15 protein-coding genes are annotated in these 26,228 nt (G+C 59.1%); 8 read left to right on the plus strand and 7 right to left on the minus strand.

Annotated features, from left to right (window positions below):
- Positions 1-36 precede the first annotated feature (36 nt).
- From AC1D2G_RS25990 to AC1D2G_RS26000, 3 genes are read left to right on the plus strand one after another with little or no spacing between them, the layout of a single operon-like run.
- The gene (locus AC1D2G_RS25990; protein ID WP_477417566.1) at positions 37-2,877 is read left to right on the plus strand and encodes a leucine-rich repeat domain-containing protein; all 2,841 of its coding nucleotides are present in this window, start codon (positions 37-39) and stop codon (positions 2,875-2,877) included.
- Positions 2,878-2,900: 23 nt separating this feature from the next.
- A complete protein-coding gene (locus AC1D2G_RS25995; RefSeq protein ID WP_477417568.1) occupies positions 2,901-9,356 on the plus strand; it encodes an RHS repeat-associated core domain-containing protein in 6,456 nt (2,151 codons plus the stop codon).
- 36 nt (positions 9,357-9,392) lie between these two features.
- A complete protein-coding gene (locus AC1D2G_RS26000; protein WP_477303384.1) occupies positions 9,393-10,043 on the plus strand; it encodes a hypothetical protein in 651 nt (216 codons plus the stop codon).
- Between the two features lie 231 nt (positions 10,044-10,274).
- On the opposite strand, the gene AC1D2G_RS26005 is transcribed toward AC1D2G_RS26000, so the two are convergent.
- From AC1D2G_RS26005 to AC1D2G_RS26015, 3 genes are all read right to left on the minus strand, one after another.
- Positions 10,275-10,829, minus strand: coding sequence for an Lcl domain-containing protein (locus AC1D2G_RS26005; RefSeq protein WP_477303382.1), 555 nt, complete (start codon positions 10,827-10,829; stop codon positions 10,275-10,277).
- Between the two features lie 326 nt (positions 10,830-11,155).
- Entirely contained in the window at positions 11,156-12,316 is a 1,161-nt protein-coding gene (locus AC1D2G_RS26010; protein ID WP_477303380.1) for an acyltransferase family protein, read from the minus strand.
- Positions 12,317-12,327: 11 nt separating this feature from the next.
- The gene (locus tag AC1D2G_RS26015; protein WP_477303378.1) at positions 12,328-13,122 is read right to left on the minus strand and encodes a class I SAM-dependent methyltransferase; all 795 of its coding nucleotides are present in this window, start codon (positions 13,120-13,122) and stop codon (positions 12,328-12,330) included.
- Positions 13,123-13,486: 364 nt separating this feature from the next.
- Here AC1D2G_RS26015 and AC1D2G_RS26020 point away from each other — a divergent pair, with 364 nt between their 5' ends.
- Genes AC1D2G_RS26020 through AC1D2G_RS26030 form a run of 3 tightly spaced genes read left to right on the plus strand, consistent with a single transcriptional unit; the run spans position 13,487 to position 18,793 of the window.
- Positions 13,487-14,494, plus strand: a complete 1,008-nt coding sequence (locus tag AC1D2G_RS26020; protein ID WP_477303376.1) for an NAD-dependent epimerase/dehydratase family protein — start codon at positions 13,487-13,489, stop codon at positions 14,492-14,494.
- A 28-nt stretch (positions 14,495-14,522) separates the two neighbouring features.
- Entirely contained in the window at positions 14,523-15,989 is a 1,467-nt protein-coding gene (locus tag AC1D2G_RS26025; protein WP_477417570.1) for a class I SAM-dependent methyltransferase, read from the plus strand.
- A gap of 17 nt (positions 15,990-16,006) precedes the next feature.
- A complete protein-coding gene (locus AC1D2G_RS26030; protein WP_477417572.1) occupies positions 16,007-18,793 on the plus strand; it encodes a rhamnan synthesis F family protein in 2,787 nt (928 codons plus the stop codon).
- A gap of 14 nt (positions 18,794-18,807) precedes the next feature.
- Here AC1D2G_RS26030 and AC1D2G_RS26035 read toward each other — a convergent pair whose 3' ends face one another.
- Complete coding sequence (locus AC1D2G_RS26035; RefSeq protein ID WP_477417574.1) at positions 18,808-20,298, minus strand: alginate O-acetyltransferase AlgX-related protein; 1,491 nt, start codon at positions 20,296-20,298, stop codon at positions 18,808-18,810.
- A 2-nt stretch (positions 20,299-20,300) separates the two neighbouring features.
- The gene (locus AC1D2G_RS26040; protein WP_477303368.1) at positions 20,301-21,737 is read right to left on the minus strand and encodes an MBOAT family O-acyltransferase; all 1,437 of its coding nucleotides are present in this window, start codon (positions 21,735-21,737) and stop codon (positions 20,301-20,303) included.
- A 449-nt stretch (positions 21,738-22,186) separates the two neighbouring features.
- Between AC1D2G_RS26040 and AC1D2G_RS26045 the strand changes: the two genes are divergently transcribed.
- Complete coding sequence (locus AC1D2G_RS26045) at positions 22,187-22,879, plus strand: class I SAM-dependent methyltransferase (protein ID WP_477417576.1); 693 nt, start codon at positions 22,187-22,189, stop codon at positions 22,877-22,879.
- Positions 22,880-22,939: 60 nt separating this feature from the next.
- Here AC1D2G_RS26045 and AC1D2G_RS26050 read toward each other — a convergent pair whose 3' ends face one another.
- Positions 22,940-23,731 carry a class I SAM-dependent methyltransferase gene (locus tag AC1D2G_RS26050; protein ID WP_477417577.1) on the minus strand — a complete coding sequence of 264 codons (792 nt, stop codon included), beginning with the start codon at positions 23,729-23,731 and terminating at the stop codon, positions 22,940-22,942.
- Between the two features lie 143 nt (positions 23,732-23,874).
- On the opposite strand from AC1D2G_RS26050, the gene AC1D2G_RS26055 reads away from it, so the two are divergent.
- Complete coding sequence (locus tag AC1D2G_RS26055) at positions 23,875-24,972, plus strand: hypothetical protein (protein WP_477417579.1); 1,098 nt, start codon at positions 23,875-23,877, stop codon at positions 24,970-24,972.
- Positions 24,973-25,132: 160 nt separating this feature from the next.
- On the opposite strand, the gene AC1D2G_RS26060 is transcribed toward AC1D2G_RS26055, so the two are convergent.
- The gene (locus AC1D2G_RS26060; RefSeq protein ID WP_477417581.1) at positions 25,133-26,188 is read right to left on the minus strand and encodes an alpha/beta hydrolase; all 1,056 of its coding nucleotides are present in this window, start codon (positions 26,186-26,188) and stop codon (positions 25,133-25,135) included.
- Positions 26,189-26,228 lie beyond the last annotated feature (40 nt).

Here is a 26,228-nt window from a genome sequence, read left to right on the forward strand (position 1 = left end):
CGCATCGATCAGCCTGAGCTCGAAAGGAGAGATCCGATGAACCGCATCGCCCAATTGCTCCTTGTTGTGGTCACGCTCGTGGCCGCCGGCACCGTCCCGGCCCGCGCGGACGAGCCGAAGGTTGTGCTGTTCGAGGATCCGGGGCTGGAGGCGAACCGGCTGCACTATCCGCTGCTTATCTCGGACGGGCGCGGCTACCGCATCCGCTGCAAGGATCAGGCGGACGAGGAAGCGGTGATCCGTGGCCTTGGGTTCGCGACGGTTCCTTCGGAGGTGCTGACCGCCGTCGACAGCGCGATCGTCGCCGCGGATCCCGCCGCCAATCCACTGCTGTGCCCGTCGGGCGACACATATCCGATCAAGGTTTTCGCGCACGATAATGGCAATGGCCTCGTCTACTACCTGCAATTCCCCTCCGACTTCGGCGCGACGACATTTTCCGACCGGCTCTACATTCCGAGCTGCGCGCCGCTCGTCACCGAGCTGAAGCTCAATCTCGACCAGGCTCTGAACGCCGACCCAACGCCGTTCTTCGCCGGCAAGATCCACACCATCACGTGCCTCTCCGGCGCGCCGCTGGTCGACAAGCCGACGACCTTCGCAAAGTGGTGCGTCAAGGGCGACCGCACGCCGGCTGAGACGGCGACCGTGATGGCGGTTCTCGATTCAACGCCCGGCGGGGTCTCGGCGCTCGGCGACCCGGCCGCCTGCGCCGCGGCACAGGCCTTTCTGGAATCGATCACAACCCTGAACTTGAATGGCAAGGGCGTGCAGTCGATCGAACCGATTGCGGTGCTGAAGAACCTCACGAGCCTGTCGATCGCCGACAATTCGATCACCGACCTCGGGCCGCTGACCAAGCTCAAAACGCTGACCTTCCTCGACATTTCCGGCAATCACGTCGGCAACATCAATGCGCTGGCGCCGCTCATCGCGCTGACGCGGGCCGACGTTTCCGACAACGACATCACCGACATCCGCGCCCTGTCGGCGCTGGCGCTGCTCACCAACCTTACGCTCGACAACAACAAGATCGCCAGCCTCGAGCCGCTGCAATTCCTGCAGGCGCTCTCGACACTGTCCATCGCCAACAATGGACTGACAGGCGACATGCTCGATCCGCTCAGCGCCCTCGGCGGCCTGACCAGCCTCAACCTCGCCAACAACAAGATCGAGACCTTCGCCAATCTCGGTAGCTTCCCCTCGACGCTCGCCATCAACCTCAGCGGCAATCCAATTGTCGCGGACGGTGGGCAGAGCTTCGTTGACCTGTGCGTGCTGCATCGCGACGCGGCGACCCCGCTTGGGCAGACCATCCGCGCCATGGTCGAATTGGAGGGCGGCGGCACGTGCGCCGCGGTCGGCAACAATCTGCTGGCGACCACGGCGCTCGACCTTTCGTCGAAGATCGTCAGCGACCTGCGTCCGCTCGCGACCTTGCCGCAACTCACCTCGCTCAACCTGTCGAGCAATGCCATCACCGACGTCGCGCCGCTTGCCGGCCTGACCAACCTCGGCATACTCAACCTGTCAAAAAATTCGATCGTCAATGTCAGGCCGCTGGCAGCGCTATCGGGCCTGATCAATCTCGATCTTTCCGACAATCCCGTGCAGGCGACCGACTTCCTGTCGGCATGCCTGATGCGGAACCAGACTGACTTTCTGACTTCCGCGCAAGCCACGGAAGTGAATGCGCTGCTGTCGATCTCGGGCAAGGCTGCCTGCGGCAAAGCCTACGACGATCTCAATTCACGCCAGTTCGCCGACGCGAAGAACCGCGGGTTGACCAGCGTCTCGCTCTTCCCGGTGATGGCCAATCTCACCTCCATCGACCTGTCCGACAACCAGTTGTCCGACGTCTCGGCGCTGTCGGCGATACCGGGGCTGACGAAGCTTTGGATCCGCAACAACCAGATCCCCTCGATCCAGGGCGTCCTGCAACTGCGCCGCCTCGAACAACTGAGCATCGACGGCAATCCCGTGTCGAACCTGATCGGCATCGGGATGCTCAACAAGCTGACCAAGCTCTATTTCTCGAACACACACGTGCAATCCGTGACGCCGTTGGCGGACCTGCCGCTGCTCGACGACGCCGGTATGCGCAACCTGCCGCTGCAATACGCCAGCTTCGCCGAATACTGCATCGTCTACCGGTTCGATTCTATCGCGCTCGGCGACGCGCGAGGCTTCATGGCGGCACTCGACAGCCGCATGCAGGCCGACCACGTCGATAGCGCCGATTGCAGCTCTGCGCAGAGCTGGGCGCAGTCACTGACCAGCCTGACGCTGAACAAGAAGTCGATCATCGCCGTCAACCCCGTGGTCCATTTTCGGGCGCTGGGAGAACTTAACCTGTTCGACAATGTGATCACCGACGCGTCCCCGATCGCTTCGCTGACGGGACTCCAGAAACTGAACCTCGCCACCAACCGGCTGTCGGCGATCCCGCGCTTCAGCTCGAGCGGGCTCAAATACATCTATCTGAACGACAATCAGATCACTGACGTCGGCAATCTGTCGAACATGCCGGCGTTGTCGAATGTCGATCTGCGCAACAATCGGGTCTTCAATGCGCTGCCGCTCGGCTCGCTTCCGGCTCTGTCGATCGTCGATCTGCGAGGCAACCGGATCGAGAACTTCGTTCACGTTCATCCGGTGATCGGAAAATCCTATCTCGGCAACAATCCGATCTGCTCGTTCCCGCAGCCGCTCACCCCACAAGTCGCCGAAGCCTGCAAGCGCGAGCCGTCGCGCATCCTGGACGTCAATATTCACGTGTTCGATGAGCTTGCCGTCCAGCCTTTGGTCGTCTGTCCGCGTCCCAACTGCCTGCAGCTCCAGCCCCACGTCATCGTGGGCCCGCTCATTCACCAGTAATGCCTGCACCCGGAGGTAGTCCCATGTTCGCCAAGACCCTTACCGCCCTCGCAGCCCTGACCGCTGGCGCCGCAGTACTCGGCTCCCCGGCTCGCGCCGAAGACAAATCAGCGACCTCGATCGTGCAGTTGCCCGCCGCGGGCGGCACCGTCACGCAGGAGGAAGGCAACTTCTCGCTGAACAACAATACAGGATCGGCGAACTTCACCCTGCCACTGCCGACCCTGCCGACTCGTGGCCAGTTCGGGCCGCAGATGAGCCTCACCTACAGCCAGTTCGCGGGCGATACCGGCAACGGGCTCGGCATCGGCTGGCGGTTCAATACCCAGGAGATCGCCGTCAACGACGATCTCGGCACGGCCGTGCCCGGCACCAAGCCGGGCGGCGATTTCTTCTCCCGCCTGTCCTTCATGGGCACGCGGCTCGTGTTTCTCGGAAACCAGAACGGCGTCTGGGAATACAAGCCCGAATACGCCGAGGATTTCGTCAAGATTCTCTATCACACCGGCGCGTTCGACGTCGTTTCGCTCGACCTGTCAGGCGGCCTGCACACCGACACCATCCCCTCCGGCTTCGAGGTGACCAATGCCGACGGAACGCGGCTGATCTTCAGCGGCGACCCCTCCGTGGCGGAGGGCAATTTCGACATAGCCAAGCCCTACGTGACGAAATGGCCGCTGGTGCTGCAGCTCAGCGCCAACCGCGAAGCCGTCCGCTACGACTACCAGCGTTTCGGTGGACGCAGCTACCTGACAAAGGCCAGCTTCGCCGGCGGTCAGAGCAGCTATCAGTTCGACTTGATCGAGACGCAATCGACCCTCGTCAGCCACACCAATGGCAGCAAACAGGAGAACGCCCGGCTTTACGGCAAGGTGACGGCGAAATTCAAGGACACCGTCTACGCCCAATGGTGCATGGGATATGTCGGCCGTGACACCAATGACACCTCGAAGTTCGTCGTCAGGGCGCATCCGGACTGCCTGGCGAAGGCTCAGGCCGACCTGACGCCGCTCATCGACACGCAGTCGGTCAATGTGCTCGACCAGTTGCGGGTGCTCTACCGGTATGGCGACACCGGCGGCGGGGCGCTGGCGCAATCGACGCTGAAGTTCCCGGACATCAATTTCGGCTATTCGTCGTGGACAAGCGCCGAACTGGCGTCGCGCCCCGTCGTGTTCGAAGCGCCGAAGATGGCGTTCGCCGGCGACATCCCCCCTCAGAATTTCGAATTGGCCGACCTCAACATGGATGCACTGGTCGACATCGTGCAGACCAAGGATGACGGCGCGACCGTGCATCTCGGCAGCGGCGACCTGAACAGCGCCTTCGGCGACACCACCCAACTCGTGCTGTCGCGTCCGACCGAGGCTGGACTGATGCGCCAGATCGCGCCCCGGCTCACCGACAATCGCTTCGCTTTTGCCGATATCCTTGGCGACAGCTTCGTCGATATCGTCGAAATCGAAGACGGGCTGATGCACGTCTATGACGGCAAGGCCGATGGGACCTTCCCTTATCTCGGCCGCTCGATCCCGCTGCCCGGCGTCTCGCCGACGACATTCGCGGGCGGCAACGGCCGCTTCGCCGACGTCAATATGGACAGTATGTCCGACATCGTCACGACGCGCCTCAACGCTGATGGCCGCACCGAATGGCGGATATTTCTCAATCTCACCCGGCGCCAGGCCGATGGCGGTTACAGCGTCAATTTCGGCGCGCTGACCAAGGCGTTCCCATTCAACAGTCAGGACGGCCAGATACTCGGCCGCAACAATGTGCGGATGGTCGACATCAATGGCGACCGGCTGCCCGATCTCGTCGTCATCCGTCCAGCCGACCAGGGCTTCTGTCTCTACGAGAACCAGGGCAACATCTTCTCGACGGACCCGAATGCCCTGCTGTTTGGCGACGCCACGATCAACGATCCGGTCTGCGGTCACGGCACCTTCTCGCAGATTGGCGGCATGCAGCCCGGCGAGAACCTCGCCACGATGTGGTACATCGACGCCAATGGCGACGGCATCATCGATTTCGCGTCGATGGGCGAGCGCACCGACCAGATGCGCATCTGGCTCGGCTTCGGCGACGGGACCTACCTGAAGGATCCGCTCAGCATCGCGCTCAATCTGCGGGTTCAACTCGGCACGTCGACACAGACCTTCGCCTCGCGCGTCGCCGACATCGACGGCGACGGCCAGACCGAAATCATCGTGTTCCAGAAACCGTCCGGTGACGAGGTGAAGCCCGTCGTCATCATCGACTTCAACCGAACCGCGACCATGCAACTCGTCAAGGCGAACCTGTTGACGGTCGTCGACTTCGATTCCGGACGCCGGCACGACATTCGCTATGCGACCTCGATCGACGAGATGCTGCGCGACCGCGCCAACGGCCAGCCGACGCGCAACCTGCATTTCCCCGTTGTCGTCGCCAAGCAGCTCGTCACGTCGCAGGGCATACCCGGCCAGGTTCGCGCCCAGGTGCAGACTGACGAATATTTCTACCACAATCCCTTCTATGACGTGATCAATCGCCGCTTCATCGGCTTCTCGGAGGTCGAGAAGGTCGCTTACGGCGATGAGAACGCGGCCGGCCAGCGCGTCACGCAGCGTTCCCGCCTCGATCGCGAACAGTATTACACCTTCGCGGAGAGGGCGGCCGACCTGAACCTTGCCGGCAAGCTGAAGATCCGCAAGACATACGAAGTAAAGCCCGAGGCGACGCTCGTCGCGAGCGCTGAGACAACCGAGACGCTCGATCCGTCAGCGGCGGCGCTGCACTCGCTGTCGACCGCTACGCGCAGCCAGAAGCTGCCGACGACCGGCATGATGCTGAAATGCGAATCGTCGGTATGGGAGGCATTTTCGCGTGGCGACGGTTCGTCCTATCTGAGGAAGGTCAAGGACACGCTGACCGAATCCGCAGGTCAGGCCGAGCAGCAGGATCCGGCCGATCCCGAATGCAAGGATCCGGTCAAGACCCAGTCCTATGCCGACTTCGACGCGTTCAACATGGCAGCTTCGGAGACGGTCCGGGTGCGAGACGTCCCTGGCCCGGAGAACCTTACAGTTCCCGGTTTCAGCCGCACGACCCAGACAGACTACGCTCAGTCGCGCACCGATCTCGCGGCGCTCGGCATCGTCAATGCCGCGTCCGAGCGGCGTATCCTCGCCGGGACGCGGCTGCTCAGCCGCGAGAGCTTCACTTATCTGCCGAATTCCGGCGGCAGGATGGGATCGCGCTCGCTTGAGGTCCTTTCAGGCCTGGGTGCGCTGCCGCCCGCACTGGAGCAGTTCCGCAGCGCCAGCCGCAAGCTGGCGAAGACGATGGGCTATGATGTTTTCGGCAACAGCATTTCGGTTGCCGACGAATTCGGAACGACCGAGCTTGCGGCCTACGACGCCACCGGCACGCTGCTGCTTAGCCACACCAAGCCGTCCGGTGTTGCAGCAGAACTCGACCAGACGACGAAGATGACCTACGACGGCCCGCGGCAGGGTGCGGTCGCGACAACTACCAGCCCGCTGGGAATGGTCGTCACGACCAGTTACGACGCGCTCGGACGCAAGACCCGGGAAGCGGCCGCAGACGGCGCCGAGAAGTTCTATACCTACAAGATCGGCGAGAATGGACGACCGTCGCTGATCCTGACTGCCCGCCGGCGCTACGCGAGTGCTGCCGAGACACCGGAGGGCGAGAGCGAGTTCATAGCCGATCTCGCCGCCTATGATGCGCGCAGCCAGAAGATCGCCGACCTCGAGAACGTCGCGGAAGGCGGCGTGCGGGTGTTCCATTTCTCACTCTACAACCGCAACGCGAAGCAGGTCTTCCGCTGGACGCCCTTCGTGGTGAAGAGCTTCGGCGGGGTCGACGACTTGAACCTGCAGAAAGTTTTCGATCTTGGCGAAATTCCGCGCCCGGATCACGAAGTCGGCAACGCATACACCTATGACGCAGCCGATCGGATGGTCCGTGAAACCCACCCTTCGGGAAAGATATCCGACATGGATTTCGGTCCGTGGGGCACGCACACCGTCACAACCTACAATGATCAGTTCGACGGCACCGTTCACAGCGGTGAGTACTCCTTGCGCAACGAGAATGGTGTGACTGCCTTCGTCGCCACCGACGGCAATGGCACGACACATATCTCCCGTTTTGTGCGCGATACATTTGGCTATTTGAGCGAGATCTGGCTACCAGGCGAAGCAACGCCTCGGAAGCTTATCTACAACTCGGTCGGCGATATCGAATTCCAGGCGATCCCCGGGATGGGCGACCGATACGCCTTCTATGACGGGCGCGGCAGGCAGTCGGTGATCGCTCGCGTGGGAACCAATGGCGAAAGCTCGATCCAGACTTACACCTACGACTTCCTCAACCGAAAACTCACCGAAGTGAACGACGGCGTCCTTCACCTCGAATATCAGTACGACAGAGGTGTCCAGGTCGCATCCGCGGCCGGTTTCGACACGCCGATCGATCTTCCGCTCGGAGACACGACGCAGATTACCATTCACGATCCCAACGGCGCGTTCGATGCGATCCAGCGTTACGCGTATGACCGGAACGGCCGGATGGTGACGCACGAAGTGGAGATTAACGGCGCGAAATACGCCGACCATTTCCACCATACGCTCGACGGACGCATCGATTCGTCCGAAGGTCCGCGCGGCCTGGCGTCGAAATTCGCGCTGGGGCCGGACAAGAACCTGCGGTCGGTGACGGTCACGCATCCCGATTTTTCGGAGTCCCAAAAAATCATCGAGAATATCACCTACAATGCCGAGTCGCGCATCGAGCGGGTCGATTACCGCCTCGGTGCATTCACGCAGATGTCGTACGATCCGGCGACCCTGTTCCTCACCCACATCGTAACGCAGGCCGGAGACAAGCCGTTGCAGGATCTGACCATGACCTTCAACGGCAATGGATCGATCACCCAGATCGTCGATGGACTGCCGCAAGGCGCGGGCGATCAGGGGCATGTCGACCGGTCTGGAACGTTCCACTACAATTTCAAGAACGAGCTCGTCCGCATCGATCGCTACGGCCAGCCGGCCGAATTCGCCTATTCACCAGCCGGAACGTTCGCGCGCAATGACGAGTTGGAACCTGGCGCGCCAATCGCGCCAGCGACCGGTTCGGCAACAGGGCTCATACCGACTGGAACCGCGGCAAAGCCCTATGCTTTTGACGGTTTCGCGCAGTTGGCAAAATCGCCGACATTGACCGGGACGGTGTTCGACATCAACGGACGGCTGATCCGCGCGCAGACGGCAACGAACGAAGTGCTCTACGGCTACGACCAGACCGGTCGTCGCCTCTACAAGAAGGTGACGCCGACGAATGGGCCGGAACAGCTCTATCTCTACCCGGTCGAGACGTTCGAAATCGGCCCCAAAGGCGAGGAGAGCTACGTCAACATCGCCGAATCCAAGCTTGTGCGGCTGGAACATGGCACAGGCAAGTGGTTCTACTACCTGAAGGATCACATTGAGAGCAGCGACTACGTCATTGCTTCAGACGGCGTCCCGGTCGAGCAGATGCTCTACAAAGCCTACGGCACGGAACATAAGCCCGAGATGCTGTCTCCCGCCTGGGCGACGCATCTGACGGATGTCGCGGCCGACCTGCCGCGTGAAAAGACCCATCATCGTTTCACCGGCAAGTATCTCGATGACGACACAGGCCTCTACTACTATGGTGCCCGATACTACGATCCGGCGCTCGGACGCTTCATCTCGCCCGATCCGCTGTACGTCGGTGATCCAGAGCGATGCACGAGCAACCCAACGTCGTGCAATCTATTCGCCTACGCCAACAACAACCCGATGGCCTTCGTCGACCCAACAGGTCTCAAGGAGATCGTGGCCGACGATGCCGCCTACAAACGCCAGGTGGAGCAAGATCTACAGCGAACCGACCCAACTGCTCGTGTCGACAGCAAGACCGGCGAAGTGTCGCAAAGCTTCCTGCATGGCGTTTGGCTGGACGTGAAGGGCTTCGTTACCGGGTCGAATTCGTTCGACGCGGGCCGTGAGCTCACGCGCCGGGTGATCGACGACCCGCAGACGACCACGATTACGAATGTCGCTGGCCACACTGAAGCCGACGTGAAAGATCCGAAAACCAACCCGGAGACGACCGCCGGGGACGTCGTCATCAGGTATGACCCGGCGACAGCGAGAACTCGAACCTCGGATGAATTCGACAAGTCGACGGGCAAAGTTGTGCTCGATGCGCCGGCAGATCCGGGTATCGTGCTGGCGCACGAACAGATTCACGCCACGCACATGATGGCCGGTAAGGACACCGGCATGGCAGAAGTCCGCTATACCGGTGTCGACGGCAAGCCATACAAAGCCCCTGACGCCGAAGCTCGCACCGTCGGAGTCGGCGGTACGATGCGGACGGACGACATAACAGAGAACCAGTTGCGGGACATGCTCGGTATCAGGCCGCGCAACAACTACTAGTAGTGGCTGGTCGCCATAGAGGAATGGAGGCATGACATGCTCAAGAACCGATGGCTTCCGGCCATTCTCGCCGGGGTCACACTCATGACCGCAGCGACATTTTCGACGCAATCCATGGGCGAGGAAGTTCGACCGCCGGCTGCTGTGCCATTGGACTTCCTGGCCTGGATCGATCGCGATCGGGCCTGGCTGGAGCAGCAGATTCTCGCGATCAGCGGCTCCAGCAGTATCAAGATCGGGGCTACCGCTCTTGAGACCACGGACCTTGACGCGCTGAAGGCGGCCAACCGCATACGGACCTTCGCCTACCTCGCGGCCAAGGGGCTGCGGCCCCCCTATTTCGATCTGCCGGTGGCGGCCGCGGATAGAACGGTCCGGTGCATTACAAAGTATCCGACTAGCATTGCCCCCGACATCGGGCCGATGGACTTCGCGAGGGCGTCGTTTCCGGCGGAGGCCGCCGACCAAACCGAACTGAAATCCTGCACGGTCGCAGGCAAGGGCGGAGACTATGCCGAGCTTAACCGGGCGGCCTTTCGCGATCGCTACTTCAACGCGTCAGGCACATTGAAGCCGGAATTCCGGGACCTGCGCGACGATTCTGCTTTCAAGGCGAAGGCGATCGACGAGGGCTTCTTCCTGACGACGGAGGACTATAGCGGCCTGCTGCAACTGGATCTGCGGTAGGCGGCCAAGACGTAGCAGGCACAATGGCCGCGCCGGTGAAGGCAAGTCGGACGGTCGCTCCGTCCCACGGCCTGGCTGCTGAGCAGCCAGGCATCGCATCGCGAAAGCTGGGGCTCCGTCATGACTTGACCAGGTGTCGAGCGCCAGTTGCCCGTTGCGTGCGCCGCAGCGGCGATTGTCTGGTGCCTGAAGGAGACTTGGTTGCCCGAGGGAGACTTGGCGTAAGAGTGTCTACTCCACGCCTGTGGCCGGCACCCCGAAGACGCACCATACCCCGGCCTTCTTGGTCGCTTCAAGCGGATGCACCACAGTCGTGCGCGCGCTGAACGTGACGACCGCGAAGGAGCCTGCCGCCCCCGGCCATTCAGTGCGGGTCCAATAATCGGTTTCGCTGCGCGCGAGCGGCGGCAGCTTGTATTCCGCGAACGCGTCGTGCTGCCTTGGCCAGTCCGCCGAATCGAGACTCGTCAGTTCCGCCATCGTCGGAAGCTGCCAGCCCATGTCACCGTTCGGACCGCCTTGTCCGAGGGTAGCACAGTGCCCCATCGCATCGCTCAGCGTAAGCGGCTGATCAACTCTGTCCAGCCTGGCGACAAGGCATGTGCGCTGGTCGACGAAAGCCTTGCCGTCATGTTCAGCGAGCAGCCAGAAAGTCTGGTCACTCAGCGGCTGGCGGGTCAGTTTGTGGACGGTGCCACATGGTTCGGCCTGGGATGGCGGCACTGACACCATGGCGAAAAGGGCAAGCGCAGCGTTGAAAGTCGCAAGAGACGCGATCCGAAACATGCCTTCCTCCTCGCTGGTTTGGCATCATGACGGCGTTCGATATGGCAACCRGATAAGTATACTTTAAGTGACGAACAATGGAAAGTCCTGTCACTTCCCGATGCGTCAACTTTTCAGGCAGATTTCCGCCCGCGGGCCGCTAATTTACATTAAATCATGGTGAACAACGCCGCAGCCACTACCCCACACGCGACTACGAAAATCAAGAACCTGATCGGCTCGACGTCTCGGTCTCCATTCGCCCTTCAACATGAAGCGCCTAGGCAGACCGACAATGACGATCGTCGTCGTCACAATCATGGTCACGATGACAAAGCGAATTTACTCTAAGTTTGGCTCTGGTTGACCAAAAAATGGTCGTCGACGGTCACGGCGTTCGTCCTCAGGGTGCGACCGAACAATCCCACAATCATCCTTCGGGCTGGAACCTCGGCCAGATGCAGTGCGGTTGATGCGGCGAGAACCGTAATCAGAAAGACCCCAATCGCCGTCCGCTGCGACACCCCTTCCAAGATCTGCGGGTGCATGACAAAAAACCTGATGACGAGTTGGTGTGTCAGGTAAATGGCGAACGAAATCTCGCCAAGGAACCTCACGGGGCGGCAGGCGAGCACCTTCGCCAACGGCCCGGTGCTCGATGCGAGAATAATGAGCAGCAAGGCCGCCGGAACGACAGGAGAAAGTGTCTGGGCCGTCCAATACTGCATCGCACCCGAGCCCATGACGGGCTGCAGGATCGCGTTGATCCAGCCAGATCCCCAAATCAGCAGCAGGACGCCGATCAACTCGATCGCCGCCCATGTGCCAAAGCGAAGATGGGCAAGACGGTCGCGGAAGCGCGTCCACAGCAACGCCGCCGTCATGCCGAGGCAGAATTCGAAGACCCTTGCGACCGGGTTGACCATCACGATGCCCTGGATGACAGCATCTTTTCCGCCACTGTAAAAAGGCAGCCCGAGTTGCCAGGCAAGGAGACCCATCGCCGAAGAGGCGACAAAGCATGCGGCGAGTTTCCAAGGCCATGTCGATTCGAAATTGCGGATCAGAAACGGGAAGGCGAGATAAAAAGACATCTCGGTAGAGATGCTCCAGCTGACCGCATTGTAGCTGAAAAAATAGTCGCCGGTTGGAAACCAGCTTTGCAGCAACAAGGCATTTGCGAGGAAATACGGAGCCGCAAATGGCACGCCCAACGCGACTGCCGCCAGCAACGTCACCAGATGAGCCGGAAAAATCCTGGCAATTCTGCCGATATAGAACTGACGTGTTTCACCCGGTTCATTGAGAGCAGGATAGGAATAGGTCAGTACGAACCCTGATAAGACAAAGAAAACGGTGACGCCATTGGCGAGGTTCCAGCCTTGAAACACAGTGGGCGATACACCGAAACTCCCCTGGATGTGGTGGAGTACAATGGCAAAGGCGGCGAAGAACCGCAGTCCAGTGAGCGGAAAGATCAACGCCTTCGGATGTATTTGTCCGCCCATACTCGCTCGCATCAACTTGCCTGGCTGGTTCGAACGGACAGCGGCGCGGTCACCGGTCGATTTTGCAGTGCGAGAATATCATGGTGGTTATCCCATGCTCGTTCACTCATCAGGACCAGGCGAGTGCCCTCCAGCCGTTCCGCCAGCGAACTGGCCCAACTTGGCTTCGAGAGCGAGATCCCATATGCGTCCTGACCAGGATAGTCGGCATAGCCATAGCCTTCTGCAAGATACTGCCTCTCGATGTCCTCCCACCCAGAGGCGACGCCATAGTAGTTGAACTGGGGGCCTCGGAAATGGACGAAACGTCCATGCAGGCTGACGATAAGGACGCCGTCTGATCGCAGCCATGAAAGCAGCTTCCTGACCAGACGCTCGGATATGTTCGCGGGCAGGTGCGTCAAAACCGAACCAACCCAGATCAGGTCGTACCGCGAGGGAGCGTCGAGGCCGTCCACATCGGTGCCAGACAGCCACGTCCGCGCACCAAACTCGCGTGCACAGAATTCGAGATCCTCAGCGCGCGTGTCTGTCGCCGAAATCTCGGCGCTGGCGTACGCAGCCCGCAGCCAACGGGTGACGCGTCCGGCACCAGCCCCGAAATCGAGGATTTTTTTTGGCTCTATTCCAGCCAGGCCGACCGCCGCCGCGATAACGTTTAGCGCTGATCCCCCGCAGGTTAGATAGTGCCGGCCGTTCCCATGAAACATCCCGTCGTTCTCATGGAGGTTCAGCGACACCATTTCATGCAGTGTCGCAGCGAAGCCGCTGAAAGCAGCACGGTCCTGTCGGTCCAGGTTTTTCATTTTTGCGCGAAATCGCCGCTCTCCATAACCGCTGACGGCATAGCACGCGAAGCACCTAGCATCTACATTACTAAATTATGAACAAGTAAACCATGAACAACTTGCGCGCGAGGACGGTGCAGGCGATGCACTTAATCCGGCGTTTCCGCCCCGGCGCATGCTCTGGCTGGTAGCCGGCAAAAGTTGTCATCTACGACCCAGCCGAACAAGTGCTGAGCGCAATAGCAACACATCCTTCCGTCAACCCGATAAGCTTTGACGCACTCGCGAAGTCAGAGTACGGACCTACTTGGGAATTGCGGTTCGCTATTCTGATTCCCACAACCGCAGTTAACCATATTCGGGAGCGGCCGAGCATATCCGGATGTCATCAAAAACAGAAAAATCGGACATCGTCGAACGACATCTGATTCTCGGTGGAAGTGGCTTCATTGGCCGACATGTTGCTGCAATCCTGGTACAAAGCGGGTGTGAGGTCGTTTTGGCCGGGCGCTCGCTTTCGAAGCCGACATTTACTCCTGCACTTGACGAGCGAGTCGCATGGCGCAGTTTCGATCTTGCCAACGCGCAATGGGATAGCTTGATCGACGGGGTCACCGTCATTCACCATTATGCATGGTCATCCGTCCCTGCCAGCGCCAACAACGATCCCACCCTCGATCTGTCGACCAATGTCGCGCCGACGCTGGGTTTGCTGGATGCGCTTCGGAAAAAAGGGGCGCAGGCGCCAAGGCTGATCTTCGCTTCGTCCGGCGGTACGGTTTATGGCAAACTGCTACGCGTTCCGGTGCATGAAGATCACCGTCTAAACCCGATTACCGCCTACGGTGCCGGCAAAGCCGCTGTTGAACTGTATCTGGGCACCTATCGAGCTCTCTACGGGCTCGATTGTCGTGTGGCGCGTCTAGCCAATCCTTTTGGAGCAGGGCAGAATTTGGCTAGAGGCCAAGGCGTGGTAACGACGTTCCTACACCGCGCGTTGTCGCAACGGCCAATAATCGTCTGGGGCGATGGGGAAGTCGTGCGTGATTTCATTCACATCTCCGATGCCGCAGCAGGCTTGGTTGCACTGGCACGCGCAGCACCGCTCGACGGCCATCAGGTTTTCAATATCGGCAGCGGTGAGGGAATCAGCCTTAACGGTGTCATTGCCGAACTTGAATCAAAACTCTGCCAAAGACTGGACGTTCGCTATGAGCGCGGACGGAAATTCGATGTTCCAGTGAGCGTGCTCGATATTTCGCTCATTCGGGAGGCGCTGGGGTGGCGACCTACTCTCTCATTTTCCGAAGGCTTGAGCCAAACACTCGCGGATCTTGGTGGTAGCGTAGCGCATCGTGACAGGTCAGCGGTAAGTGGCGCCGCCCATTAGACCAGTGAGAGGGATTGGCGACAATCAAATGGGAGAAATATTCGAACGGGTCCTGCCGCGGCAAGCACTAGAGTGGACCGGCGAACGGTTGACAACCGCTACGGCGGGTCAGGTGGAGATCGAGCACCTTCATCGCTATTTTCTTGCCCGGGCTCTTTGCCGCGACCTTGATGTTGTCGATGTCGCCTCAGGCGAGGGCTACGGCTCCGCTCTCCTGGCCCAGGTCGCGCGATCGGTTGTTGGCATCGAGTTGTCCGAGGAGGCGGTAGCGCACGCCCAGGGGAGCTATGTCGCTCCCAACCTTCGCTATCAGCAAGGAGACGCTCGCAAGTTGCCTTTGGGAGATGCGAGTGTCGACGTGGTCGTATCGTTCGAAACGCTCGAGCATTTTTTTGAACATGATCTGTTTATCGCAGAGGTTCAGCGCGTTTTGCGGCCAGCCGGTCTTCTCATCCTTTCGTCTCCTGAACGAGACGTCTATTCCCCACTCGGAAGCCCTGCCAATCCCTATCATGTGCACGAACTCTCGCGTGTGGAGTTCGAGGCCCTGCTGAAGGGGGCGTTCCGCAATGTCTTGATACTCCTTCAAAGACCGCTGCTCGGATCAACGCTTATCGTGGACGACGAGGCCGGAATATCGAGAACGCTAACGTTCGAGCGACGAGGAGAGACGCACTACGAGGTCAGTCATGGCTTGCCTCGACCGCCTTACAATATTGCGATTGCGTCCCAATCAGAACTTCCAGCTATTCCCAATTCGTTGTTCATCGAAACAAGCGACATCGGTGAAATCCTGGCGCGAGCAGAAAGTGCCGCTGCCGCTCGCGCGGAGCTTCGCAATCACGTGGAGCAGACGGAATTGCTGGCTTCCGGTCTCCGCCGGGAAATTGAAACGGCTGGTGAAACCATCAAAGCTCAAGTCGAACGGGCCGAAAAAGCGGAAGCCGCTTTGACATTGGCCGAGTCTGGAAGCCATGCCGCTCAGGCAGAGCTTCGCAGTCACATGGAGCAGACGGAATTGCTGGCTTCCGGTTTCCGCCGCGAAATTGAAACGGCTAGTGAAACCATTAAAGCTCAAGTCGAACGGGCCCAGAATGCGGAAGCCGCTTTGGCCTCGGTTCAGTCGGAAAACCGTACTGTCATTGACGAACTGCGATCCGAGTTGACGCAAGTAAGCTCCGAACTGGCCATTGCAGGCGTGCAGCGGGACGTGTTGAGAACGTCGTTCCGGGGCCACGCCAACCTCCTCACTGAATCGCGTCTCAGACAAGATGCCGAGGCCAAAGAACTGCGACAGCGAAATGCCGAATGCGAAGGTCGGATTGCGGAGTTGGAGCGCAAGGCCGCCGAATGGGAGCAACGCTACTTGAGCCTGCGCAACCGCCTCGAGGCCATTCTGAGGCGCTTTGGGATACTTGGCGCGTCGCGGCTCTTTCCTCGCCCCCTCCGCGCCTTTGTCCGCAATCGTGTCCTTGGACCGGGACGCACACAATGAATAGTCGCGAGAGCGTAATGGCTGATGAAATTCGCCGTGAATTCGTCGCTATGCTGGAAATGACGGGGTTCGTAGATGCCGACCATTACCGCTCCTCCCTTAATCGGCCGGAACTGCGGGATCCAGTGGGGCACTATGCCGAAATTGGCTGGCGGATTGGGTTGGAGCCAAATGCGCGATTCAACGGTGATTTCTTGCGTCCCTTCTACGAGACGGCAGGGATGTTCAAGCCGCCTGCTTATGTCTGGCTGGAACTTTCGGCTCTAGGGGAACCGCTGCCCGCGAACAAACATGAAGCCGAAGAACTTGCTGCAGCCTTCCGACGGTCGCCGTGCTTCGATGCTGAATTCTACGCTGACCGTTTGCCGGCCGGTATGGACCCAGCGTTGCACTATGCAGTGGTCGGTGAGCCGATGGGCTGGCGCGCATCGCCTCTTTTTGATTCGGCTTATTATCGGGAACGTTATCCAGATGTCGCGAGCGCCGGGATTTCGCCTCTACTGCATTACCAGCACGATGGCAGGCGCGAAGGTCGGCGAGGAGTTTCTGTCGTTGATAGGCTAGAGTTTTCGCCCTTGCCGCAGTCGGAAAAGCCGGTTGTGCTTCTGATTTCGCATGAGGTTTCGAGGACCGGCGCGCCTATGTTGGGCTGGAACCTAGCCCGGGAACTCGCGAAAAGGGCAACGGTGGTTTCCCTGATGATGCGCACTGGAGAACTGGAAAGCGACTTCATCGCCGTTGCCGCCTCGTCCGTCGGTCCGTTGACATGGGAGGACTGGAACCCTGTGGATGCGGCCCGGCTGGCCAAGCGGATCACAGAGGAATTCAAACCGCTTTATGCCATCGCCAACAGCATAGAAACGCAGATCATGGTGCCTGCCTTGGCGTCTTGTGGGGTGCCGAGCGTTGCTTTGGTGCATGAGTTTGCCGCCTACACGCGCCCTGTAGCCAAGATGCGTAACGTTTATGACTGGGCGCAGCATGTCGTATTTCCTGCCGAGATCGTTGCGCAGTCTTCGTACGATGCCTTTCCTGGCCTCGAAAGGCGCCCCGGAATTCATATCATGGCTCAGGGGCGCAGCGATCCACCGCCAGTGTCCTCAGCTGATGAGCCGGCTGACAAAAAACGCGACGAGTTCCTGCTTCGTTTGCGGCCCGAAGGTGAGGAAACTTCCTTTCTCGTGCTTGGCGCCGGCATGGTGCACATTCGCAAAGGCGTTGATCTTTTCATAAGCGCTGCCGCGACGGCGAAACGACTGCGACCGGATGTTCGCTTTCGATTTGTCTGGATCGGTGACGGGTACGATCCGGAAAATGACAGTGGCTACTCCGCGTATCTCGCCTACCAGATAGCCCAGTCCGATCTGGGAGATAGCCTGGTGATGCTTGATCCGGTATCGGATTTGGAGCCCGCATATGCCGTTGCAGACGCCTTCTTTCTCAGTTCCCGCCTGGATCCGCAGCCAAACGTGGCCATCGACACGGTTGTGCGCGGGATACCGACCGTGTGCTTCCAGGGGGCTTGTGGAACGGCGGAAATCTTAGGGGCCGACGCTGCAACACGTCCTCTCATTGCACCTCACCTCGATACCCATGCCGCAGCCGCCATCTTGTGCGGGCTGGCAGACGACCGCGACAAGGCAAAGGCCTTGGCAGCGGAAGTGGCGCGAGTAGGACATGCGGCCTACAACATGAGTGCCTATGTTCAACAAATCGATGAGTGGGGCAAAACATCTGCGGCGGCACTTCATGAGGAGGACCTTGCCACCCTGATGGCGGCCGCCGCTGTCGATCTCGAAATGGTTCTTCCTCCAAGTACCGCGCCAATTGCCGAGTTGGAAGCCGGGCGGCGCACGCTCCAGCAATGGAGCATCATGGGCCTTTCGGCCGATTCGACCGCCAATCCACAGTTCCGCCGTCCTTGTGCAGGCTTCAATCCGCAAAGCTATGCACAAGCCAATCCGGACGAATGCGGACCGGGAAAAGCCCATCCCTTGGCCCATTGGGTCCGCGCCGGGCGCCCCGCCGGCCCCTGGTCCCGGGACGTTTTCAATCCTGTCAACGGCACTGACCGGCCGTCGGAGCAGCGTGTGGCCCTTCATGCCCATTTTTACTATGAAGATCTGGCTGATAATCTGGCCTTCCGGCTCAAGCGTAACCGCACGCGCTGCGATCTGTTCCTGTCCACGGACACCGACGCCAAAGCCAGACATCTTCGAGCGGTGTTTGACGACCACCACGGTTCCATCGAAATGGCAATCGTTCCCAACAGGGGGCGCGATGTCGGACCGCTTCTTACTGAATTCCTGCCACGGCTGCTTGATGGCCGCTACGATCTGATCGGCCATGTGCACGCCAAGAGGAGCGTGGGCACGGACGCGGCTATGGGTGAGGCGTGGCGCCACTTCCTTTGGGAGAACCTGGTTGGTGGCGAACACGCGATGCTCGATCTCGCTGCCGAGGTCTTCGCATCGAAACCGGCGATAGGTCTTTTGATGGCGGAGGATCCACACCTCGTCGGTTGGAACGACAACAGGGAGATCGCTGAAGATTTGGCGAGACGGATGGGCATCGCCATGCCGCTGGCGGACTTTTTCGACTTTCCGCTGGGAACCATGTTCTGGTGCCGTCCAAGCGTGTTGCTTCCGTTACGCGAACTGGGTCTCGATTGGAATGATTACCCATCGGAGCCCGTTCCTTATGACGGCACCGTCCTCCATGCGGTCGAGCGCTTGATGCCGTTTGTTGCGCGCAAGGCCGGATTCGATACCGCTGGTTTGCGCGCGCCCGGCACGAGTTGGTAACAGGCGAGGCGTGCTCACATGTTCGATGCAGGCGAGAATGAGGGGAGTGCCCCGGTTTGTATTCTGAGGTGGGATAGCGTTCCGGTTGAGTAGATCGGATCAACCCTCAGCGTCATGCCGGCAAAATCCTCCGGCAATACAAGCCAGAAGTCGCGCGGTCCCGGCGCGTCGCTGAGCATCAACGAGAACCCTTCGAAGTATGGCCCGTTCTGATTGACCTGGTCTTTGATCGGTAAATAGACATAGGTGTTCTGTCTTGCCGTAGTTTCGAACGAGATCCGCACGCAAGGCCTGCCATGCTCAGCCAATCGCACGAGGATCTGGGGATCGACTCCCGCGGTGAAATCGCCCGACGGCTGTTTGCTCAGGTTCTCGAATTTCAGCCCATCTTTCGCAGCGTCCGCCATTTTGCACCCGCCAGCAGCCTTTGCGTTGGCGTCCAGGAACGCCTTGCCGAGCACCCCTGTCCAGGACATCTCACCGTGGAGAATTTTGGACAGCATGTTCCGCTCGACGGTGTTCACCAGGACATGCTTGGGGGATTTCGCCAATGCATTGCGGACTTCCTGTTCGATATTCTCGTTCCCGTAGGATAGAAAAAGGGGATTCAGGAAGACATGCTTTAACAAATCATAGCTTACGCCATAAAATGAGTCGTGAAGTATAAACGTATCTGCGATCTTTTGATTGCTATCATCAGGAAATGTTCGAGATACGTAGTCGTCATAAGTTTCTTCGGCTTCCTCGTGGTCGATTCTCAGCAGCCTGTTTGGCATGTCGGTGGCGTGCATGACTTGGCCGCTTGCGAGGATCGGGCCGTCCACTTTTCTGCCGGTCAACTCGAAGACGAGTTGCCTGACGGCTTTGAGTTTCCCAAGCTCGTTCCAGTGGGTATCCGTTCTGAAGTAGAGCAGGTCATCGGTTACGTCATGACGCATCACATCGAAATGGTCTATTATGCTCGATTTGCTGGTCTTTGCGATGCGGCGCCACAAACGCGATGAAAGGATCTTACAGCCGGCAGCGGCTGCGGCGGCAGGCCCAAGTTTCTCGGGATACACAACTTCCTTGTCTGGTGAGACCGACGTACGAAAGTCTATGCCAATCCCCTTCGCTATCATTCGCAACGCTTCAACATGCCCCAGCATGACGCCAATATCGTGCTCTGACATACATGCGCCGTTCTGGAACCCAGGCTTGTAAAACAGCCATCCATCTGCGCCGGAGATGACTTGGGATGTATTGACGAAGCCGAACACTTTGACATCCAGGGCATTCTTCGCGCGGATGGCGTCCATTCCGACTGGAGAATTGCTGACAAGCCTTCTGGCTACGTCGTTCCGATACTTCTCGTCATTTGGCGTCAGCAGTTTTGCCGACGTGAGTTCGGTCAAGGTGATCGCTCTTTCGGCGGCCGGGTCGAGTCCCATCGTTACGAGGCTGCCGACGGGCGCAGCGAGAAAGACTGCGAAGGCTCCGATGGTTGCGAGATTCGCCAATTTCATACTCAGAACCTGAAATAGAGGAACGGTGAGAAGGCCTGAGGTACGATGTATATCGCGCAGATGATTGCTGCGACGCTGACGAAGACAAGCCGGGCGAAGCACGCGGCACTGCCCGTCGCTCCGGCTACGACCACACCCAAGGGCCTTACCTGCCCCTGGATGACTATGAGGAGGCAGGCCAACAGCATAGCAACTTTGCCCTGAGGCGAAAGCGCGAGATCCATCGACCCGGGCAGCCCGAACGCCCCGTCCGCCAGCGGCAACAGCATGGCGCGTGCATGGTTGGCGAAGACTGCCAGGTCGTTTGCGCGGAACAGGACCCATCCGAAAATCACGACGGGAAAGAAATAGATCATCCGAACGACCTGTGATGAAAACGCCCTTCCTCCAAGGATCAGGCGTTCCGCAATAAGAAAAATTCCGTGGTATGCGCCCCACAAGACGAACGTCCATGCCGCCCCATGCCATATCCCGGTCGCAAGGAACACGATCATCAGGTTTGCGTAAGTTCGCACCAGGCCCGCCCTGTTTCCGCCCAGAGGGATATAGAGGTAGTCGCGAAACCAGCTCGACAGCGAGATGTGCCAGCGACGCCAAAACTCGGTGATTGTAGACGCGGCGTAGGGGTGGTTGAAGTTCTCCTTGAACCGGATTCCAAACATCATGGCGAGGCCGATCGCCATGTCCGAATAGCCCGAAAAGTCGAAATAGATCTGGATCGAATAGGCGATTGCCCCGAGCCAGGCAGAGGCAAAGGTTTGCTCCGCGCCGGCAAGGGCAAAGGACGCGTCCGCGACGCCCGCGACGCTGTCCGCGATAAGGACCTTTTTGCAAAGGCCGACCATGAACCGACCGGCCCCGGCGGCAAAGATATCCGCGTTGAGATCAGGATGGTGGAAGTCCTTCTCGACGTCCCGATACCGTACGATCGGGCCGGCAATCAGCTGCGGGAAGAAGGCCTTGTAGGCGCCAAACAACACCAAGTTGCGCTCAGCCTTTACCTCGCCACGCCACACGTCGATCACATAGGAGATGCCCTGGAACGTGAAAAACGAGATCCCTATCGGGAGAATGATGGTTTGCGCGAAGTGTTGCAGACTCTCGGACCCGAAAAATCCGACAGAGCCAAGAAGGAAGGCCGTATACTTGTAATAACAGAGGACCAACACGTTCAGTGTGACGACGGCGGTGACCACTAGTTTGTGATGCCAGCGCTCCACCGCGATCGCGCCCGCGAAATTCAGCACAATGCTGAAGAGCAGCAGCAGAACGTAAAGGCCAGAAGACCAGTAGAAGAAGATCAGGCTTGATAGGAAGATAAACGGCGAGAATAATCTCGTTCGATTAAGGATCGAACCTAGCAAGAGCGTGATCGGCAGGTAAAGGAAGAGAAATGCCTGGTCGGAAAATACCATTGCGCGCCGATCGGTTTCGCCCATTTGTCCTTCCGGATCGCAAATGGATGGATTGAAGTCAATACGCAGGACTTGGCCTGAATTCCTTCCCGAACCGGCGCCGCGCTCCCCTGTGACGACGGGCTATCTGCGAATTGAGTTCGGCAAGTTGGCCGGCGCCGCTTGGGAGTTGCCTCGCGATAACCCAAGCCGGGCGGAATCAGGTCCACCGCAGCAAGAAAATAATCGATTTGCTGGCGCAGTGCATGGCGATTTCGTGCCGAAGCACCATTGGATTCGACAGCACGGATGCCGCGGGCACGGTCACCACCTACACCTATCCCCGCGGCATGAACCACCTCAGACAATTGGAAAGTTTCGAAACCACGCTGTGCATGATGGCGATAGCCTGGTCCAGCGGCGAACTGCTACTATTATACGTCTGGCCCTCTGCGCGAATGCCCTGAGTATGTGCCTTATGGAGGATTCCTTTGTTGGCGTGCACAGTTTGCGGGAATGATGAGTTTCGGGACAGCAAAGTTCTTTGGCCTCGGCTGATCGCTGAGTGGAATTTATCGTCCGCCGAGGTTGCCTATATCGACCGGCAGCAAGGCACGCAATGCACGCATTGCGGCTCAAATCTAAGGGGGATTGCTTTAGCCAATGCAATTCGCGAAGCCGTCTCCACCCCCAACACTTTGGTCGAGTTTGTCAATACAAGTGAAGCGCGCCGTCTCCGCATTCTCGATATCAACGGCTCGTCATTGTCTGAGACACTTTCGGTTCTCCCACTGTATATCCGTGCCGACTACCCCTCAGTCGATATGCAGTCCATGCCCTATGAGGACGATCGGTTTGATCTCGTCGTTCATTCCGATACGCTGGAACACGTGCCATTTCCGATTGAAGCTCTGAGGGAATGCGGGCGCGTTCTCTCAGATGATGGATGCCTATGTTATACTGTCCCAACGATTGTCGGTCGTTTGACGCGCGACAGAGAAGGGCTTCCGCCAAGTTACCATGGGGATTCGAACCAAGGCGGGTATGACTTCATGGTGCACACCGAGTTTGGGGCCGACGCTTGGACATTTCCAATTCGAGCCGGCTTCGCGTCGGTCAACATAAATACGGTTTCATACCCAGACGCCACAGCAATAACTGCTCGCAAAAAACTATTTACTACGTAGTATTACTTCTAAGTTCGTATAGTCGCCTTCCTCACGCGACATATCGTTTGTACAGCAAGCTTATTGATCGAGCTTGCGGACGACATAAAGGTCTTGGTGCCCCCACCAAAACGCCTGCTGGAAGCGGATCAAGTCGACCCCTTCGACGTCGGACACTGCTTTTTGAACATAACCAAGGGAAACGGCGCTTGTTCCATAGTCGCGAGCGTCCAGATCGCGCTGATCGCTTTTCGAGTTCCAATAGAATCCGGTGCCATCAAATTGCGCAGGCAAACCCCCGGCTCTCATGTTTCGGAGAGTGACGGCTCCGTGCGTTGTGAAAATCAAGATACCCCCCGGCTTCACCGCCGTGAGAACGCGAGAAAGCCACGGCGCGAAGGTGGCGTCTGGCATGTGCGAAAAAAACGATAGGGCAAAGACAACATCAAACTCGTCGTCGATGCTCCAGTCCTCCGGTTTTGTCGACGAGAGGTGTGCCCTGACGCCGATCTTGTTTGATAGGAATTCGACGGCATTTGGGTGAACGTCGCTGCAAACCCATGCTGCGTCCGGCAGAACGTGCATCGCATAACGTGCGACGCGGCCATAACCCGACGCGAACTCAAGGACGCTGGCTGGGCCAGATGAAAGGTGCTCGCGGCAAAGGTTGGCGAAGCGTTTGGCGCAATCTTCTCCCCCTGTGAAATAGGCTTCAATCGCTTTTCGGTGATCTGTCGGAAAGACGGCCCGGACGAAGAAATCGAGCAGCATGTCATCCTTGCTGATCTCATAGGCGACCTTTTTCGCTTCGGCGATCGACCGGGCGAGTGGTTCATGCTCTGCCAGTATGCCGGCAATATCGATATCTGACATCGATTCTCTCTGAGCCGTCCGCCGCCAACCCACAAGCCGCCCTACCACCAACTTACGATCTGGAGACAATTAAACAATCTGCAGCCTGCCTTTTAGGTCGCGTTTGTGCCGCATGCCTGGCGTCGAGGAGCTCCGACACGAATTTGCGTCGCGGCGAGTCCGGGGCATCCGAGCCCTGCGGGAATCGCTTGTCGGTCAAAGCGGAGCGCGAGAACGGACAGGCAGCATCGACCGTTGCTCAACCGGGCCGACTAGGCGTAGGAAGAGTGAACAAGTCCTCCATAGAGCTGGCACTCATGCCCAGGGCAATCCTTCATATCGGCCTCGCCAAGACTGGAACCACGTTCCTGCAGAACTGGCTCCGATACAACAGTGTTGTCCTGCAGCCGGCCGGCTTCTACGTCGCTCCTGACATGGCCTCGCATCAAGTCGCCGCAAGCCTGGTCCAGGACGTGTCGCGGCGCGCCTTGGACGACATCAGGGGTCTCGCCAACCTTCCTGACGAGAAGGAGACGCTGTTCTCGTCCGACCCCGATCTGGTGTCGATCATATCGTCAGAATACTTTCATATCTGCGAGCCGCTGCATGTGGCGGAATATTTCAGGCAGGAGAATGTGGACGTCGTCATGATCGTCTGTGTCCTGAGGCGGCAGGACATCCTGTCAGCTAGCGGCTACGCGCAGGACATCAAGTCGCTCGGGCGCAGCGATATTGTAGACGGCGCCGAATATCATCCCCATCTTGACTGGAATTGCCTCTACGAGAGCTGGACCGGCGCATTTCCCGATGCCGCCATGCGGATGATCAACTATAGCCCGCGTTCGCTGCTGAGCGCGTTCAAGGTGCGGCTGGGTATTGGCATCGAAACGATCGATCAGGTGCAGGAAATTCATGCCAACCGGAGCCTTAACGCCGAAATGACCGAGGTTGCGCGAATGCTCAACGAGCGGGGTCTGCCACCGATGTCAGAAGCGCTTTTGGCTCTTCAACGACACCTGCCAGGGCCGCCGTTCGGGTTGCCGGCATATGTCGTAAAGCAGTTTGAAGACGCCTATCTCGTTTGCAATCGCAGGCTGGCCGACCGGCTGCGGGATCCTGAATTCGAGGAAATGTCACGGCCCGGATGGCATACGGACGGCGTGTGCATGGCCGGACAGATCGACGACGCCAGATTCGCCGAAATCATCAAACTGGCAGAACGGGAAGGCGCCGGCATTGGCGATCTCGAGACATCGACCTGAAATTCGGTCGAGCTTCTTTGCCTTCCATTGATACTCGGATTTCGCACAGACAATTGGTGTCAGGCGCTCGCATGCGCATATCGGCGTTCCACGAGAGCCGGGGGCCAATTGTGCCAGGTTAGAGTCGGCCTCGGACGCCGTCACGCAGGGTGCAAGTCACTTATGCCGCGACAGCGACAACAGCGTCGACAAAAGCCTGCGGCGCTTCCTGGGGCAGGTTGTGGCCGATGCCTCCCTTGATTAATCGGTGCTCGTATTTGCCCGAAAACATCTTGGCGTACGCGCTTGGGTCCGCATGAGGCGCCCCATTGGCGTCACCCTCGAGCGTAATCGTGGGGACACCGATCACGGGAGCCGCGGCGAGCCGCTTCTCCAGGTCGTCGTATTGTGCTTCGCCCTCTGCCAGCCCAAGCCGCCAACGGTAATTGTGGATCGTGATCGCGACATGATCGGGATTGTCGAAAGCAGTTGCCGACCGTGCGAAAGTGGCGTCGTCGAACTTCCATTGCGGCGAGGCGAGTTCCCAGATCAGGCGCACGAAGTCGCGCGTGTATTTGGCGTAGCCGGCCGCGCCTCGCTCGGTCGCGAAATAGTACTGATACCACCATTGCAACTCGGCCTTCGGGGGCAGTGGCACCTTGCCGGCTTGCTGGTTGCCGATCAGATAGCCGCTCACAGACACCTGCGCCTTGCAGCGCTCCGGCCAGAGTGCGGCGATAATGTTGGCGGTCCGCGCGCCCCAGTCAAAAGCGCCGAAGACGGCCCTATCGATTTTCAGCGCGTCCATCAGCGCGATGATGTCGACGGCGAGCGCCGCCGGCTGGCCTTTGCGCGGCGTTTCGGCGGACAGAAAGCGGGTAGGACCGTAGCCGCGCAGGTAGGGAACGATCACCCGATAGCCGGCCTTGGCCAGGATCGGAGCCACGTCGACATAGCTGTGAATGTCGTAGGGCCAGCCATGCAGCAAGATGACAACAGGGCCATTTTCAGGGCCATCTTGAGCGTATCCAACATTCAGCACGCCGGCGTCGATCTGCTTTAGCGCTGCGAAGGAAGTATGTGCTCCAGGCTTAACTGTGGAACCCGACTCAGTCTGCTGTGCCGCTGCCGCCGATCCGAGCGTGCCGAGTTGAGCGGCAACGAAGCCCGTCGTGGCGACTGCAAAGAAATCACGGCGGCTTGGTGTGACCTGATCCAAGATCTTGACGCTCTTCATCTGGTGGTTCCTTCTCTTCGATGGTTCCGGATCGGACTGC

It is taken from the genome of Mesorhizobium sp. P2_C7 (assembly GCF_056404515.1).

Bases quoted from the DNA above. Each gene is read 5' to 3' on its own strand.
- AC1D2G_RS25990 (WP_477417566.1), top strand. From the start codon at position 37: ATGAACCGCATCGCCCAATTGCTCCTTGTTGTGGTCACGCTCGTGGCC.
- AC1D2G_RS25995 (WP_477417568.1), top strand. From the start codon at position 2,901: ATGTTCGCCAAGACCCTTACCGCCCTCGCAGCCCTGACCGCTGGCGCC.
- AC1D2G_RS26000 (WP_477303384.1), top strand. From the start codon at position 9,393: ATGCTCAAGAACCGATGGCTTCCGGCCATTCTCGCCGGGGTCACACTC.
- AC1D2G_RS26005 (WP_477303382.1), bottom strand. From the start codon at position 10,829: ATGTTTCGGATCGCGTCTCTTGCGACTTTCAACGCTGCGCTTGCCCTT.
- AC1D2G_RS26010 (WP_477303380.1), bottom strand. From the start codon at position 12,316: ATGGGCGGACAAATACATCCGAAGGCGTTGATCTTTCCGCTCACTGGA.
- AC1D2G_RS26015 (WP_477303378.1), bottom strand. From the start codon at position 13,122: ATGAAAAACCTGGACCGACAGGACCGTGCTGCTTTCAGCGGCTTCGCT.
- AC1D2G_RS26020 (WP_477303376.1), top strand. From the start codon at position 13,487: ATGTCATCAAAAACAGAAAAATCGGACATCGTCGAACGACATCTGATT.
- AC1D2G_RS26025 (WP_477417570.1), top strand. From the start codon at position 14,523: ATGGGAGAAATATTCGAACGGGTCCTGCCGCGGCAAGCACTAGAGTGG.
- AC1D2G_RS26030 (WP_477417572.1), top strand. From the start codon at position 16,007: ATGGCTGATGAAATTCGCCGTGAATTCGTCGCTATGCTGGAAATGACG.
- AC1D2G_RS26035 (WP_477417574.1), bottom strand. From the start codon at position 20,298: ATGAAATTGGCGAATCTCGCAACCATCGGAGCCTTCGCAGTCTTTCTC.
- AC1D2G_RS26040 (WP_477303368.1), bottom strand. From the start codon at position 21,737: ATGGGCGAAACCGATCGGCGCGCAATGGTATTTTCCGACCAGGCATTT.
- AC1D2G_RS26050 (WP_477417577.1), bottom strand. From the start codon at position 23,731: ATGTCAGATATCGATATTGCCGGCATACTGGCAGAGCATGAACCACTC.
- AC1D2G_RS26060 (WP_477417581.1), bottom strand. From the start codon at position 26,188: ATGAAGAGCGTCAAGATCTTGGATCAGGTCACACCAAGCCGCCGTGAT.